The 15648-nt window shown below is 53.8% G+C and carries 14 protein-coding genes; 9 read left to right on the top strand and 5 right to left on the bottom strand.

Annotated elements, in window-relative coordinates; genetic code table 11:
• Nucleotides 1–61: 61 nt before the first annotated feature.
• Nucleotides 62–2743: an aconitate hydratase AcnA gene (gene acnA, locus K5Y33_RS05070; protein ID WP_222233358.1), complete on the top strand. Its 2682-nt coding sequence runs from the start codon at nt 62–64 to the stop codon at nt 2741–2743.
• A gap of 49 nt (nt 2744–2792) precedes the next feature.
• Here the strand turns inward: acnA and ribA are convergent, their stop codons facing one another.
• Nucleotides 2793–3386, bottom strand: coding sequence for a GTP cyclohydrolase II (gene ribA / locus K5Y33_RS05075; RefSeq protein WP_097097212.1), 594 nt, complete (start codon nt 3384–3386; stop codon nt 2793–2795).
• 228 nt (nt 3387–3614) lie between these two features.
• On the opposite strand from ribA, the gene pgpB reads away from it, so the two are divergent.
• The 5 genes from pgpB to yciH all read left to right on the top strand — a co-directional run bounded on the left by pgpB (nt 3615) and on the right by yciH (nt 7222).
• Nucleotides 3615–4379, top strand: coding sequence for a phosphatidylglycerophosphatase B (gene pgpB / locus K5Y33_RS05080; protein WP_222233359.1), 765 nt, complete (start codon nt 3615–3617; stop codon nt 4377–4379).
• A 128-nt stretch (nt 4380–4507) separates the two neighbouring features.
• Nucleotides 4508–4813, top strand: coding sequence for a LapA family protein (locus K5Y33_RS05085; RefSeq protein ID WP_222233360.1), 306 nt, complete (start codon nt 4508–4510; stop codon nt 4811–4813).
• Between the two features lie 6 nt (nt 4814–4819).
• Entirely contained in the window at nt 4820–5989 is a 1170-nt protein-coding gene (lapB, locus tag K5Y33_RS05090) for a lipopolysaccharide assembly protein LapB (RefSeq protein ID WP_222233361.1), read from the top strand.
• A 202-nt stretch (nt 5990–6191) separates the two neighbouring features.
• On the top strand, nt 6192–6899 hold the full coding sequence (gene pyrF, locus K5Y33_RS05095) for an orotidine-5'-phosphate decarboxylase (protein WP_110866245.1): 708 nt from the start codon (nt 6192–6194) through the stop codon (nt 6897–6899).
• Nucleotides 6899–7222, top strand: a complete 324-nt coding sequence (gene yciH, locus K5Y33_RS05100) for a stress response translation initiation inhibitor YciH (RefSeq protein WP_222233362.1) — start codon at nt 6899–6901, stop codon at nt 7220–7222. The genes pyrF and yciH overlap by 1 nt, the downstream gene beginning before the upstream one ends.
• A gap of 68 nt (nt 7223–7290) precedes the next feature.
• Here the strand turns inward: yciH and osmB are convergent, their stop codons facing one another.
• The gene (gene osmB / locus K5Y33_RS05105; protein WP_008106509.1) at nt 7291–7509 is read right to left on the bottom strand and encodes an osmotically-inducible lipoprotein OsmB; all 219 of its coding nucleotides are present in this window, start codon (nt 7507–7509) and stop codon (nt 7291–7293) included.
• Nucleotides 7510–7755: 246 nt separating this feature from the next.
• Here osmB and araD point away from each other — a divergent pair, with 246 nt between their 5' ends.
• The 3 genes from araD (at nt 7756) to K5Y33_RS05120 (ending at nt 11002) form a co-directional block, all read left to right on the top strand.
• The gene (araD, locus tag K5Y33_RS05110) at nt 7756–8454 is read left to right on the top strand and encodes an L-ribulose-5-phosphate 4-epimerase (RefSeq protein ID WP_222233363.1); all 699 of its coding nucleotides are present in this window, start codon (nt 7756–7758) and stop codon (nt 8452–8454) included.
• Between the two features lie 552 nt (nt 8455–9006).
• Nucleotides 9007–9990, top strand: a complete 984-nt coding sequence (kdgT, locus tag K5Y33_RS05115; protein WP_222233364.1) for a 2-keto-3-deoxygluconate transporter — start codon at nt 9007–9009, stop codon at nt 9988–9990.
• 145 nt (nt 9991–10135) lie between these two features.
• Nucleotides 10136–11002: a crotonase/enoyl-CoA hydratase family protein gene (locus tag K5Y33_RS05120; RefSeq protein WP_007892438.1), complete on the top strand. Its 867-nt coding sequence runs from the start codon at nt 10136–10138 to the stop codon at nt 11000–11002.
• Between the two features lie 15 nt (nt 11003–11017).
• On the opposite strand, the gene pdeR is transcribed toward K5Y33_RS05120, so the two are convergent.
• The 3 genes from pdeR to K5Y33_RS05135 all read right to left on the bottom strand — a co-directional run bounded on the left by pdeR (nt 11018) and on the right by K5Y33_RS05135 (nt 15515).
• Entirely contained in the window at nt 11018–13003 is a 1986-nt protein-coding gene (gene pdeR, locus K5Y33_RS05125; protein ID WP_222233365.1) for a cyclic di-GMP phosphodiesterase, read from the bottom strand.
• Nucleotides 13004–13159: 156 nt separating this feature from the next.
• Nucleotides 13160–13456 (bottom strand): YbdD/YjiX family protein, encoded by a 297-nt coding sequence (locus tag K5Y33_RS05130; protein WP_110866241.1) that lies wholly within the window; start codon nt 13454–13456, stop codon nt 13160–13162.
• On the bottom strand, nt 13449–15515 hold the full coding sequence (locus K5Y33_RS05135; RefSeq protein ID WP_110866240.1) for a carbon starvation CstA family protein: 2067 nt from the start codon (nt 15513–15515) through the stop codon (nt 13449–13451). The genes K5Y33_RS05130 and K5Y33_RS05135 overlap by 8 nt, the downstream gene beginning before the upstream one ends.
• Nucleotides 15516–15648 lie beyond the last annotated feature (133 nt).

Raw genomic sequence — 15648 nt, forward strand, 5'->3', positions numbered from 1 at the left:
TCTTTAAGTTAAACCTTGCAGTCACTGAGGTTTAAAAAAGATTCACTTACATGGAGGCGCTATGTCGTTAACGTTACGCGAGCAGAGTCAGGACACGCTGGATGTTCGGGCAAAAAAATATCATTACTACAGCTTGCCCAAAGCAGCTCAGCAACTGGGCAATATCGATCGCTTGCCCAAGTCGATGAAAGTCCTGCTGGAAAACCTTTTACGCTGGCAGGATGGTGATTCTGTCACGCTTGAAGATATTGAAGCGCTGGTCGCCTGGCAAAAAGATGCTCACGCCGATCGTGAGATTGCCTATCGTCCCGCGCGGGTATTAATGCAAGATTTTACCGGCGTACCGGCGGTGGTAGATTTGGCTGCCATGCGCGAAGCGGTGAAACGCCTTGGCGGCGACGTCGCCAAAGTCAATCCCTTATCCCCGGTAGATTTGGTTATCGATCACTCTGTCACCGTGGACCATTTCGGTGATGACAAAGCCTTTGATGAAAATGTGCACCTGGAAATGGAGCGCAACCATGAGCGCTACGTTTTCCTGCGCTGGGGGCAAAAAGCCTTCAATCGATTCCGCGTAGTACCTCCGGGCACCGGGATTTGTCATCAGGTCAATCTGGAATACCTCGGTAAATCTGTCTGGCATGAGACGCTGAATGGGCAAGAGATCGCCTATCCCGATACGCTGGTGGGCACCGATTCGCACACCACCATGATCAATGCGCTCGGCGTATTGGGTTGGGGCGTTGGCGGGATTGAGGCTGAAGCGGCGATGCTTGGTCAGCCGGTCTCAATGCTGATTCCTGACGTAGTCGGTTTCAAACTCACTGGTAAATTGCGTCCGGGCATCACCGCAACGGATCTGGTGTTAACCGTTACGCAAATGCTGCGCAAACATGGTGTTGTGGGTAAATTCGTAGAATTTTACGGCGACGGCTTAGCCGACCTGCCGCTTGCCGATCGCGCCACCATCGCCAACATGGCGCCTGAGTATGGTGCGACCTGCGGCTTTTTCCCCGTCGATGATGTCACCCTGAGTTATATGACGCTCACCGGCCGCGATGCGGAGCAGGTTGAACTGGTTGAGGCTTATGCTAAGCAACAAGGTATGTGGCGTAACGCGGGTGATGAGCCGGTGTTCACCAGCTCTCTAGCGTTGGATATGGGCGACGTCGAGTCCAGCCTGGCCGGACCAAAACGTCCGCAGGATCGTGTATCACTCGGTGATGTTCCTACTGCTTTTGATGCCAGCAACGAACTGGAAGTTAACCAGGCGCAAAAACCGCATAAAACCGTGAGCTACCGCGATAGCGAAACCGGAGAAAGCTATCAGCTGGATGATGGTGCGGTCGTGATCTCGGCGATTACCTCTTGTACCAATACCTCAAACCCTAGCGTGCTGATGGCTGCCGGTTTACTGGCGAAGAAAGCCGTTGAACGCGGTCTGATGCGCAAGCCCTGGGTTAAGGCCTCACTGGCACCCGGTTCCAAAGTGGTTTCTGACTACCTTGCTGTGGCCCAGCTTACGCCATATCTGGACGAGTTAGGATTCAATCTGGTCGGTTACGGTTGTACTACTTGTATCGGTAATTCCGGCCCGTTACCGGACGCGATAGAAAGCGCGATTAAAGAGGGTGATCTCACGGTTGCCGCGGTGCTTTCGGGTAACCGTAACTTCGAAGGCCGTATTCATCCGTTAATTAAAACCAACTGGCTGGCTTCGCCGCCGCTGGTGGTTGCTTATGCCTTAGCGGGTAATATGAAGCTCAATCTGCAATCCGATCCGCTCGGTCAGGATCGCCTAGGCAACGATGTTTTCCTCAAGGATATCTGGCCTTCGCCGGAAGAAATTGCGGAAGCGGTGCAAAAAGTCACCAGCGATATGTTCCACAAAGAGTATGCCGAGGTGTTTAACGGCACGCCTGAGTGGCAGCAGATCAAAGTCAGCGAAGCGGCAACCTACGATTGGGATGGTGATTCTACTTACATTCGTCTGTCGCCCTTCTTTGACGACATGGAGAAAACGCCGAAGCCGGTGCAGGATATCAAAGGCGCGCGCATTCTGGCGATGCTGGGTGACTCCGTCACCACCGACCACATTTCTCCAGCGGGGAGCATCAAAGCCGAAAGTCCAGCCGGACGCTATTTGCTGTCGCATGGCGTTGAGCGCACCGATTTCAACTCTTACGGTTCGCGTCGTGGTAACCACGAAGTAATGATGCGCGGCACCTTCGCTAATATCCGTATTCGTAACGAAATGGTGCCGGGTGTTGAGGGCGGTTATACCAAACACTTCCCGACTAACGAGCAGTTGGCGATTTACGATGCGGCGATGAAGTATCAGCAGGAAGGTGTGCCGTTAGCGGTGATTGCTGGTAAAGAGTACGGTTCAGGCTCAAGTCGTGACTGGGCAGCAAAAGGGCCGCGCTTACAGGGCGTGCGCGTGGTTATCTCCGAATCTTTCGAGCGTATTCACCGCTCTAACCTGATCGGTATGGGGATTCTGCCGCTCGAGTTTCCGGCTGGCGTGACGCGTAAAACGCTGCAGCTTACGGGTGAAGAGTTTATAGATGTGGCAAATCTGTCGCAGCTTAAGCCGGGTGGCACGGTAACCGTAATTCTGACGCGCGCGGATGGCAGCCAGGAGACGCTGGAAACGCGCTGCCGTATCGATACGGGTAACGAGCTAACCTATTACCAGAACGACGGCATTTTGCATTATGTGATACGCAATATGCTGAACTAAAAGAAAAAGCCGGGATTTCCCGGCTTTTTTTATCTGCTATAAACACCGCTTACGACTTTGGCAACAGATGACCCATTTTTTCGGCTTTCGTATCGAGATAGTGCGCGTTTTTCGGGTTACGCCCGACAACCAACGGCACGCGTTCGACGATATTGATACCGGCTTCACTCAGGATTTCAACCTTGCGCGGATTGTTTGTCAGCAAGCGCACTTCATTGACGCCCAACAGTTTGAACATATCTGCACATAGCGTGAAGTCACGCTCATCAGCGGCGAAACCGAGCTGATGGTTGGCTTCGACCGTATCGTAGCCTTTATCCTGCAATGCATAAGCACGAATTTTATTCAGCAATCCGATGTTACGACCTTCCTGACGGTGATACATCAGAATGCCACGACCTTCTTCCGCAATCGCCGTTAACGCCGCTTCCAACTGGAAACCGCAGTCACAGCGTAAGCTGAACAGGGCATCGCCGGTAAGACATTCGGAATGGACGCGCGCCAGCACCGGATTGTGATCGCTAATATCACCATAAACCAGCGCGACATGGTCGTGGCCGGTTGCCAGTTCTTCAAAACCAACCATCAGGAAATCTCCCCATGGCGTGGGCAGTTTGGCTTCTGCTACCCGTTTAAGCTGCATGTGACTCTCCAGAACCTTCAGAGGATGCGCTATCATCATGATAACGCACGGGCCATGTGGCCCGATGAAACTTACGCTATTGTGCCACAACCCGAACGGCTGCCGTTAATCGGTCAGAGTGATTGTAGTGATAAAGCACAATTATCCAAGCCGCAATAGGTATGTTATTCTTTTTTCAGCTAAAGTTATGCTTAACGCACCTGTTAATCCGGATCTAAAAGGAAGCGAATGTTAAAAATCATTCAGCGCACCACCTTAGGGGCGTTTTTATTGTTGTTGATGCCGTTGGGCGTGTGGATATCTAACTGGCAATGGCAACCCGGGGAAGGCGGCAATCTACTTCGCGTGCTGTTTTGGATGACGGAAACCGTTACCAGTCCGTGGGGTATCCTCACCAGTATCATCCTCAGCGCCTGGGTGTTGTGGTGTTTACGCTTCCGGCTCAAACCCGCGATTCTGCTCATTCTTATCATGAATGGTGCGATTCTTGCTGGTCAGTACACCAAATCCTCAATCAAAGAGCATGTGCAGGAACCGCGCCCCTACGTCATCTGGCTGGAAAAAAGTCATGGCATTAACGGTGATGAGTTTTATCAGCTTCATCGCCAGCAGCGCGGCGAAATGGTCTCAACTTTGCTGGCCAATGACACTCAGCTGCCGCAATGGCTGAAGAATCATTGGGCATTTGAAACCGGTTATGCGTTTCCTTCCGGGCATACCATGTTTGCCGCCAGCTGGGCGCTTTTAGCCATCGGCCTGTTATGGCCGCGCCGTCATTTTGCCACCGTTGCCGTATTATTCGTTTGGGCGACCGCGGTGATGGGCAGCCGTTTAGTGCTGGGTATGCACTGGCCGCGTGATTTAGTGATGGCAACGCTGATATCCTGGTTATTGGTGACCGTAGCTACGCTGCTGGCCCAGCGTTTTTGCGGCCCGCTCACCATTCCTCCAGAGGAACATCGTGAGATCGCGCAACGTGATGATGGATTGTAATCAGCCTATTCATCCCCATATGATTGATTGTGCTTGCAGAAAAAAGCGCTAACTGATGTGGGGATAAGCAGCATCGACGGCGGTTTTTTGGCATACTTCTATTGGATAACCTCTCGACAGGACGCATTGTGAAATATTTGCTTATTTTTCTCGTGGTATTGGTCATTTTCATCATCTCCGTCACGTTCGGAGCGCATAACGACCAAATCATCACCTTTAACTATCTGCTAGCGCAGGGCGAATTCCGCATTTCAACACTGCTCGCCAGCTTGTTTGGCGCTGGATTCCTGCTGGGATGGGCGATTTGCGGCCTGTTCTGGTTACGCTTACGTGTTTCTCTGGCAAATGCACAGCGTAAGCTTAAACGTATGCAGGCACAGAATGAACAATCTACTGCAGTGACCCCATCACCAACTGCCAGTCGTCGGGATTAATTTTCGATGCTTGAATTGCTGTTTCTGCTTCTTCCTGTTGCTGCGGCGTATGGCTGGTATATGGGCCGCCGCAGTGCACATCAGGATAAGCAACAGGAAGCGAACCGCCTGTCGCGCGATTATGTGACCGGCGTAAACTTCCTGCTCTCCAATCAACAGGACAAAGCGGTTGATCTCTTTCTCGACATGTTGAAAGAGGACAGCGGCACGGTTGAGGCGCATCTGACGCTTGGCAATCTGTTCCGTTCGCGTGGTGAAGTTGATCGCGCCATTCGCATTCACCAATCCCTAATGGAAAGTGCGTCGCTCAGCTACGAGCAGCGCTTGCTGGCGATCCAGCAACTCGGCCGAGATTACATGGCAGCCGGATTGTACGATCGTGCCGAAGATATGTTTGGGCAACTGGTGGAAGAGACCGATTTCCGTATTGGCGCGTTGCAGCAATTGTTGTTGATTCATCAGGCAACCAGCGACTGGCAAAAAGCCATCGACGTGGCGGAAAAGCTGGTTAAGCTCGGCAAAGACAAGCAGAAAGGGGAAATTGCCCATTTCTACTGTGAGCTGGCGTTGCAGGCATTAAGCAGTGACGACCTTGATCGGGCGATGAGCTTGCTGAAGAAGGGCGAGTCAGCCGATCATCAAAGTGCGCGCGTCTCAATCATGATGGGCCGCATTTTGATGGAGCAGGGCGAGTACGCTAAAGCCGCCAGCCGACTGCAGCGCGTGCTGGAGCAGGACAAAGAGCTGGTGAGTGAAACGTTACCCATGCTGGAAACCTGCTACCAGCGCCTGAACCAACCCGAAAACTGGGCGCAATTTTTACAGCGTTGTGTCGACGAGAATACTGGCGCCGCAGCAGAGCTTTATCTCTCTCATATTCTTGAGCAACAGCAGGGACCGGAAGCGGCACAGCTGTATATCAATCGTCAGCTTCAGCGTCATCCGACGATGCGTGTGTTTCATCGTTTGATGGATTTCCACTTACACGAAGCGGAAGACGGACGTGCGAAAGAGAGCTTGATGGTGCTGCGCGATATGGTCGGCGAGCAGATCCGCACTAAGCCGCGATATCGCTGCCAGAAATGTGGCTTCACTGCCCATGCTCTGTACTGGCATTGCCCATCTTGTCGCGCCTGGTCTTCAGTTAAACCCATCCGTGGACTCGACGGCCAATAAATGGCCGCATCACGCGTCTGGTTACATCTATTTAGTTACAACATACTTGTGAGTTTAATTAAGAAACTGCCTTGGCATCGTGCAGCTAGCAGTCAAACAGGCAAGTTCTGGCGGTAGCGTGATTGTCGGCACCGGCCTGCGCAGGTAGAATGCTTGCCGTTTGTCCATCGCGCCTGCGGGTGCCAGTTACTGAGGAAACGTTATGCCTGTAACCACTTCACCTATTCTGGTGGCACTCGACTATCATGATCTCAACAGCGCGCTGCAGTTTGTAGACCGCATCGATCCAGGCCAGTGTCGCCTGAAAGTGGGCAAAGAGATGTTCACACTGTTTGGTCCATCGCTGGTGAAAACGCTGCAGGAACGGGGTTTTGAAGTGTTCCTCGATCTCAAGTTTCATGACATCCCAAACACCACCGCACATGCAGTCGCGGCCGCAGCCGATCTTGGCGTGTGGATGGTGAACGTGCACGCCAGCGGTGGCGCTCGCATGATGAACGCGGCTCGTGAAGCGCTGGTGCCATTCGGCAACGATGCGCCGCTGCTGATTGCTGTCACCGTATTGACCAGCATGGATGAAGACGACCTCAAAGGTTTAGGCATCACCTTATCTCCAGCCGCGCAGGCTGAGCGGCTGGCACGTTTGACTCGTGATTGCGGCCTGCACGGCGTGGTTTGTTCGGCGCAGGAAGCCGCGCATTTTAAGCAGGTGATAGGTCAGGATTTCGCGCTGGTTACGCCAGGCATTCGTCCGGCCGGCAGCGATGCGGGCGATCAGCGCCGTATTATGACGCCGCAGCAGGCAAAACACGCCGGCGTGGATTATATGGTCATCGGGCGTCCGATCACCCAATCCGCCGATCCGGCCGCCACGCTGCAGCAAATCCTGCAGAGTTTACAGGAGGCTTAATGGCTCAGGACAATCGATTGGTGTATTCGACCGATAGCGGTCGTATCACCCATGAAGAAGAGAAAGCGCCACGACCTAAAGGCGATGGCATCGTGCGTATTCAACGCCAAACCAGCGGACGTAAAGGTAAGGGCGTGTGTCTGATTACCGGTGTCGATCTGGGTGATAGCGCTCTCGAAAAACTGGCTGCTGAACTGAAGAAAAAGTGTGGTTGCGGTGGGGCAGTGAAAGAGGGCGTCATTGAGATTCAGGGCGATAAGCGCGATCTGATTAAAACGCTGCTGGAAGACAAAGGCATGAAAGTCAAGCTAGCGGGTGGTTAAGGAGTTCGGGCCACTTTTGAGGTGGCCCGTTGTTAAGTAGATGCGCTGCGTAGCCTGATAATTATAATTTATTTGCTGATCTGGTGACCGATGATGCCGCCGACAGCTGCGCCACCAACGGTACCAAGTCCGCTACCGTTGGTCAGTACTGAACCACCAATGGCACCCGCACCCGCACCGATTGCGGTATTACGGTCGCGTTTAGACCAATTCGAACAGCCGCTCAGCGCGACAACTAGTGTTGTTGCCAATACGGCAGCAGTAAGACGTTTCATTGTTGTAGTCATTAACTTCTCCTTGAATGTTAACACCGTGGTAACCATATAAGTATAGATGTTACACCGCACTCGGCAGGGTAAAACGGTCCTAAAATGCGAGTTTGCAAGCCACTTCTTGTTTAATCATCAAAACCAACCCGCGCCACACATTTAACGCCTTAGCCACTTTCCGCAGCTTTTACAGCCGTTCCATCCATAACGCTTTTTCTCCCTGCTCCGCACAATTCAGCTATCACAGTTCGCAGGAGAAAAAAGATGCTGGAAGCGTTAAAGCAGCAGGTGCTGGAAGCCAATCTCGATTTACCCCGTTACAACCTTGTCACCTTTACCTGGGGCAACGTTAGTGCAGTGGACCGCGATCGGAATTTAGTGGTGATCAAGCCGTCGGGCGTGAAGTACGAGCAGATGCAGCGCGACGATATGGTTGTCGTCGATCTCGCCAGCGGCGAGGTAATAGAAGGGAAAATGCGCCCATCCTCGGATACCGCCACCCACCGCGCGCTCTATCTCGCCTGGCCAGAGATCGGCGGCATCGTGCATACGCACTCGCGCCATGCCACCATTTGGGCTCAGGCTGGACGTGAAATCATCGCGTTAGGCACCACGCACGCCGATGATTTTTACGGCACCATTCCCTGCACGCGGCAGATGAAGCGCGAAGAGATTGAGCAGGAATACGAGTGGAATACCGGCCAGGTGATCATTGAAACTTTTGCGCAGCGCGGAATTGAACCAACGGCAATCCCCTCCGTGCTGGTGAACTCCCACGGCCCGTTTGCCTGGGGTAAAGATGCGCATGCTGCAGTACACAGTGCGGTGGTATTAGAAGAGGTGGCCTATATGGCACTGCATACCGAGCAGCTGCGCACTGAGTTACCGCCGATATCGCAAACACTGCTTGATCTGCACTATCTGCGTAAGCACGGTAAAAATGCGTGGTATGGGCAGAATTAACCTGTATTTAAAAACATAAGCGCCTGCAGGTGTCATGCCAGTCAATTAAGTAAATGGTGAGCGCGCAGGCCGGTGACACTTTTGGTCCGGCGGTCCTCGCGCCGCTAGCGCGGTACCTTCACTTTGCTCGTCTGCCTGACGGACCGGCGGAGACGGGACGTCCTGTCCCGGCTCCGCCTTTCGCCCGCGTCCTGCGGGCTCTCCTGGCCTCCTCGCTTCGTTCAGCGCTGCGGATTGCCGGCACAAAAGCGCCCCCGGCCTGCTCATAAGCTTCAGTGCGAGTTGTTGAAAAGGGCAGATGTGTCAGCGCCCGCAAAGATAATCCATCCTTTGAGCAAAAACGCCTCCCGGCTCCTCTCTTTTAACTTCCAATCATCTGGTATGGCGATTCACGTCATAAATACAAAATGATCAATCAATAAAAATAAAACAGCGTTTCATAAATGCATTTGCGATCACTTTTTTCCTTTCTGCCAATCGTTATCTTGCTCGCCATGCCATCTGGCAATTCATAAAAACACCTCCCTCTGGCTCAGTTAAGGTGACACCTTTATGCATATCAAACGTGCAATCGATAAAATTCCTGGCGGCATGATGCTGATTCCGCTGTTTTTGGGCGCGATGTGCCATACGTTCTCTCCGGGCGCAGGTAAATACTTTGGTTCGTTCACCAATGGGTTGATGACCGGCACCGTCCCGATTCTTGCGGTCTGGTTCTTCTGCATGGGCGCATCCATCAAACTCAGCGCCACCGGCACAGTACTACGTAAATCGGGCACGCTCGTGCTCACCAAAATTGCGGTGGCGTGGGTGGTCGCGGCGATTGCTTCACGTGTGATGCCGGAAAATGGCGTGGAAGTGGGCATGTTTGCCGGTCTCTCGACGCTGGCGTTAGTGGCGGCGATGGATATGACCAATGGCGGTTTATACGCATCCATCATGCAGCAATACGGTTCGAAAGAAGAGGCTGGTGCGTTTGTCTTGATGTCGCTGGAGTCCGGGCCGCTGATGACGATGGTGATTCTCGGCACCGCAGGCATCGCATCGTTTGAGCCACATGTCTTCGTTGGCGCAGTACTGCCGTTTATCGTCGGGTTCGCGTTGGGTAATCTCGATCCCGAACTGCGCGAGTTCTTTGGCAAAGCGGTACACACGCTGATTCCGTTCTTTGCCTTTGCGTTGGGTAATACCATTGATTTGACCGTCATCGCGCAAACTGGCCTGCTGGGCATTATGCTGGGTGTCGCAGTGATCATTGTCACCGGCATTCCGCTGATTATTGCCGATCGCCTGATTGGCGGTGGCGATGGTACGGCGGGAATTGCGGCATCGAGTACCGCCGGGGCTGCGGTGGCCACGCCAGTGTTGATTGCCGAGATGCTGCCACAGTTTAAACCGGTCGCACCCGCCGCAACGGCATTAGTCGCCACGTCGGTAATTGTGACCTCCATCATTGTACCCATCATCACCGCGGTTTATTCACGACGCGTTAAGCGTTCTCATGTTGCCGTGGGGCAACGCGCTGCCATCAAGTAAGCCCGCTAATGCTTCCCCGGCCGCTGGTCGGGGATATCTCTGGATTTTGCTTTATAAATCAATCTCTCATTTGGTCTGGCCTCACTCTGGATTACGCTGATGTGGCGTTTAACGCACTACATAAACATAAACAGAGGATGAGACAATGACAGTAATTAACCAACCAACATGCAGACTGTTCACCGAAGTTGGACAAACCACACAGCTCGCGGCCTACTATGAAGAGGGCCGCCGCACCATGTGGATGATGCTGCGTGCGCAACCCCGTCCGAGTTTTAACCACGAATTAATTGAGGAGATCATGAACCTGAGCTATTCCGCTCAACGTTCCGGTCTGCCGATTGATTTCTGGGTGACGGGTTCGTTAGTGCCACAGATGTTTAACGCCGGAGGCGATTTGCGTTTCTTCGTGGAATGCATTCGCAACAACCGTCGTGAAGCACTGCGCGCTTATGCGCGTGCCTGTGTCGACTGCATTCACTCCGCAGCGCGGGGTTTCGATACCGGTGCGGTCACGCTGGCAATGATTGAGGGCAGTGCGCTCGGCGGCGGCTTTGAAGCGGCGCTGGCACATCACTTCATTCTGGCGCAGAACAGCGCGCGCATGGGTTTCCCGGAGATCGCGTTCAACCTGTTCCCCGGTATGGGCGGCTACTCGTTAGTGGCGCGTCGGTCTGGCATGAAGCTGGCCGAAGAGCTGATTATGGAAGGTGAGTCACACAGCGCGGAATGGTATGAAACGCGTGGTCTGGTCGACAAGGTGTTCCAGCCGGGCGATGGTTATCGCACCACACGCACCTTCATCGATACGTTACGTCCAAAACTGAACGGCGTGCGGGCAATGCTGAAAGCGCGTCAACGCGTATTGCAGTTATCACGCGCTGAGCTAATGGATATCACGGAGGACTGGGTCGATTATGCCTTCACACTGGAACCTAAAGACATTGCTTACATGGAACGACTGGTACAACTGCAGAACCGTCATAGCGCATCCTTGCGCAAAGCCGGCTAATCTCGCAGACCAGCGTTAAACGCGGGCAGGATGCTTAGCCAGCCAATGCCCGAGCTGTTCTGCGGGCATTGGTTTTGCATAATAATAACCTTGACGCCCATCAACACCGTTGGCCATAACAAACTTCTCTTCGGCTTTGGTTTCAATGCCCTCGGCGATCACCTGCAGCTTCAGGGCTTTGGCCACCGCGACAATCGCACGCACCAGCGACTGCGCCACGGGTTGTTTGTTGATATTACGTACAAAGCTCTGATCTAGCTTAATGGCATCAATCGGGACGCGCGCCAGCTGAGAAAGTGAGGAGTAACCGGTACCAAAGTCATCCAGATGCACCTGCGCACCCAGCTCCTGAAACTGTTTCATCAGCATCAGCGCACCAGCTTCGTTCTCAATCAAACAGCTTTCCGTCAGCTCAATATCAATTGGACACTCGGTCAAACCGGCTTCATTCAATGCCTGTTTCAAATCGGTGTAAATGCTCTGGTCGATCAGCTGCTTGGCCGAGACGTTAACCGCGACGCGCAGAAAGATGCCTTCGCTGCGCCATTTAATGATCTGCTGCAGCACGTTGAGCATCACCCAGCGGCCCAAGGGCACAATCAAACCGGACTCTTCGGCGTAGGAGATAAAATCGCCCGGCGGCACCAGACCACGCTCTGGAGAATTCCAGCGCACCAGCGCCTCGGCGCTCAGCACTTCGCCTTCGGCATTGAGTTTTGGCTGGTAATGCACCACCAGATGATCCAGCTCGAGCGCTTTGCGCAGGTTGGTATCGAGCCACAGATACTCAAACACGCGCTGATTCATCTCATTAGCGAACACGCAAAACTTGCCGCGGCCGTTTTCTTTGGCGTGATACATCGCGGTATCGGCGTTACGAATCAGGCTTTCACGATCTTCACCATGCAGCGGGGCGAGGGCGATACCCAGCGAGCAGCCGCTGTAAACCTCAATCAGGCCAATGCGGAATGGCTGACGCAGCCGCTCAAGAATACGCGACGCCATCGCTTCCAGCGCTGCCTGGCTGGTGTGTTCCGCCAGCACCACGAACTCATCGCCGCCAAGGCGCGCCAGCGTCTGGTCTTTGCCAAGACAGCTGAGGATGGCCAGCGACACGGCTTGCAGCAGCTGATCGCCAAACATATGGCCGTAAGCGTCGTTCACCTTCTTAAAATTGTCTAAATCGAGGTACACCACGCCGGTTTGACTGCCATTCGCCAGCTCCAGTGCCAGACTAATCTGCTGATGGATCGCGTTGCGATTGGGCAAGCCGGTGACGGTATCGGTATTGGCCAGCACGCGCAGACGTTCCTGAGCGCGGCGCTCTTCGGTTATGTCGGTTCCGGAACAGATGAGGAAAATTTCATTTTTTCCGCTACCGCTGTGAACGAACTTATTACGAAACAGAAACAGTCGCTGACCTTTACGGGTTTTTATCCAGCGTTCAACTTCGTAAGAACTGCCTTCACGGAAGAAACCGGCGATATTACGACGTGATGCCTGCGCTTCCTGCTTAGTCATAAACAGCTGGAACACGTTGCGGCCAATCACTTCCTGCTCTTTCAGCCCGGTGTACTCCTCACTCAAACGGTTAAAACGCTGGATATTACCGCGTTGATCGAGGATCACGATGACGGAATTCGCCTCAGAAACCACTTGCTCGGCGAAGGATAAACCCAGCGTCAAATCACGCGCGACAGACGACGTATCGCCCCAGGCTGACGAGGTGCCTGCCCAGGTAGATTGATTGACTTTACGGCCGACAAAATGCATCGGAACAGGTTCGCCATGCAGCGACAGCGTGAGGTTAATACTTGAGGTAATGACCGTCATCGCACGTAATAAACTGGCTTGTGCGGGAGTCAGCGGCACCGCCATATTGGTGTTTGCGTTCTCATCTTCGGCAAAATGCAGAGCATCACTATCTGAAGTTAAACGCCAATGAGGGCTGGTGGTGCCAAACAAGGTATATAGCAATGTTTGCCCTTGTTCATCGGTCATGGAAACTTCCTCCGGGGGAATGCTCAGCGGGCGGTATCTCATTATTTTAGCAACAGTATTCAACCTCCTGCGTCAGCACAAGATGCAATCCAAATATATTTTTGTTTTTATTAAAGAATGGCACGAAAAAGCCCCGACAAGCGGGGCTAATCTCTGTTAGCAAGGGCACTTACCGAGTTTTCCGGCTTGGCTGGGAAAGCGGGCATCGAGGCAGTGACGGTGAAAAGCACGCTCATCCATGGGGGCGATCGTTGGATGATGTTCGCGCATATGCTTCAGATAAGTTTGATAGTCATGAACGCCGACCATTAAACGAAAACTTTGCTGCAATCCCCGCCAGATGCGCTGCCAGCGCGTAAGATTTTGCCCAGCCGTGGCGGGGGCGATTGGTAAGCACTGCTGAATGTGCCACGGCCCGTTGGGTTTTCTCCAGTGATAAATGGACTCAGACATTTCGCACCTCTTTGCGTAGTGAGATCTCAGATTCATGGGTGGTTGGCACCGTGCTGTTGAGCGCCCGACGAATCACGAAGAAGGCCGCCACCAGCATGGTCACCGCCACCAGCATGAAGAAGGCGCACAGGGCCGCGTTAATTTGATTGCTGAAGACGATGGTTTGCATGTCAGCAACACTCTTCGCCGGGGCGATGACGATGCCGTCATCAATGCCTTTGCGGAACTTGTTGGCCTGCGCCAGGAAACCAATCGAAGGTTTTTCGTGGAAAATCTTCTGCCAGCCCGCGGTCATCGAGGTAATGAACAGCCAGGCGGTTGGAACAATCGTCACCCACGCATAACGCTGCTTCTTCATTTTGAACAGCACCACGGTGCCGAGAATCAGCGCCATTGACGCCAGCATCTGGTTGCCGATACCAAACAGCGGCCACAGCGTATTGATGCCGCCGAGCGGATCGACCACGCCCTGATACACGAAGAAACCCCAGCCCGCCACCGCGACGGTGGTTCCCGCCATGTTGCCCAACCATGAACGGTTATTCGCCATCGACGGTACCACGGTGCCCACCAGATCCTGCACCATAAAGCGACAGGCGCGGGTGCCGGCATCCACAGCGGTCAGGATAAACAGCGCTTCAAACAAGATGGCGAAGTGATACCAGAACGCCATCATGGCGCGGCTGTTAAACACTTCGGTGATGATATGCGCCATGCCGACCGCAAAGGTTGGTGCACCACCGGCACGCGAAAGAATGGTGCTTTCGCCGACGTCGCGCGCAATGCCGCTCAGCATCTCTGGCGTCACCACGAAGCCCCAGCCGTTAATCACCTGCGACGCATTTTCCACCGTGGTGCCAATCAGCGCGGCAGGGGAGTTCATGGCAAAGTAGACGCCCGGATCGAGCACCGAGGCACAAATCAGCGCCATGATCGCCACAAAGGATTCCATCAGCATCGCGCCGTAGCCGATAAAGCGGATATGACTTTCGCGCTCCACCAATTTCGGCGTGGTGCCGCTCGAAACCAGCGCATGGAAACCTGAAATGGCGCCACAGGCGATGGTGATAAACAGGAACGGGAACAGCGCGCCGGAGAAGACCGGCCCGGTGCCATCAATAAATTTGGTCACCGCGGGCATCTTCATCTCGGGCATGGCAAACACGATGCCGATGGCCAAACCGATGATCACGCCAATTTTCAGGAAGGTGGAGAGATAATCGCGCGGTGCCAGCAGCAGCCACACCGGCAGCGAAGAGGCGACAAAACCGTAGATCACCAGCACCCACGTCAGCTCCGTGCCTTTCAGCGTGAACAGCGGGCCCCAATAGGGATCGGCTGCTACATTGCCGCCGTAAATAATCGCCGCCATCATCAGCACAAAACCAATGATCGACACTTCCGCGATTTTTCCCGGACGCAGGAAGCGCATATACACGCCCATAAACAAGGCAATCGGAATGGTAGCGGCAATGGTGAACAAGCCCCACGGACTGTTGGCCAGCGCCTTCACCACCACCAGCGCCAGTGCGGAGAGGATGATGATCATCACACCCAGCGCGCCGAGCATGGTGACCACGCCAGCGAATGAGCCGAGCTCCTGACGCGCCATCTCACCCAATGAGCGGCCATCACGACGCGTTGAGATAAACAGGATCAGGAAATCCTGCACCGCACCGGCAAACATTACGCCAACCAGAATCCAGATGGTGCCTGGCAGGAAGCCCATCTGCGCCGCGAGGATCGGACCAACCAGCGGGCCCGCACCGGCAATCGCCGCAAAATGGTGGCCGAACAGCACCCATTTATTGGTCGGCACATAATCGAGGCCATCACTTAAGCGCTCCGCCGGCGTGCGACGGCGATCGTCCAGTTCGAAAATACGCTTAGCGATAAACAGGCTGTAAAAGCGATAGGCAATGCTGTAGCAGGCGACGGAGGCAATCACCAGCCACACCGCGTTGACGTGTTCGCCACGGCTGAGGGCCAGCATGGCAAATGCGCCCGCGCCAATTAACGCCACCGCTAACCAGATGAGACTGGTTTTGACGTTGTTCATGAGTTAACTCCTTGTAGGGACCGGGAAAAGAGGCGATCGAATACAACAAGTTAAAAGTAATGTAATGAATTGTTAACGACAGACAAAGGCATTAGAAATGTGAAGCGGAAAGCAAATTTAACATTTGCTAAAG

Origin of the sequence: Pantoea sp. DY-17 (genome assembly GCF_019795975.1) — a bacterium.
Taxonomy (GTDB): domain Bacteria; phylum Pseudomonadota; class Gammaproteobacteria; order Enterobacterales; family Enterobacteriaceae; genus Pantoea; species Pantoea leporis.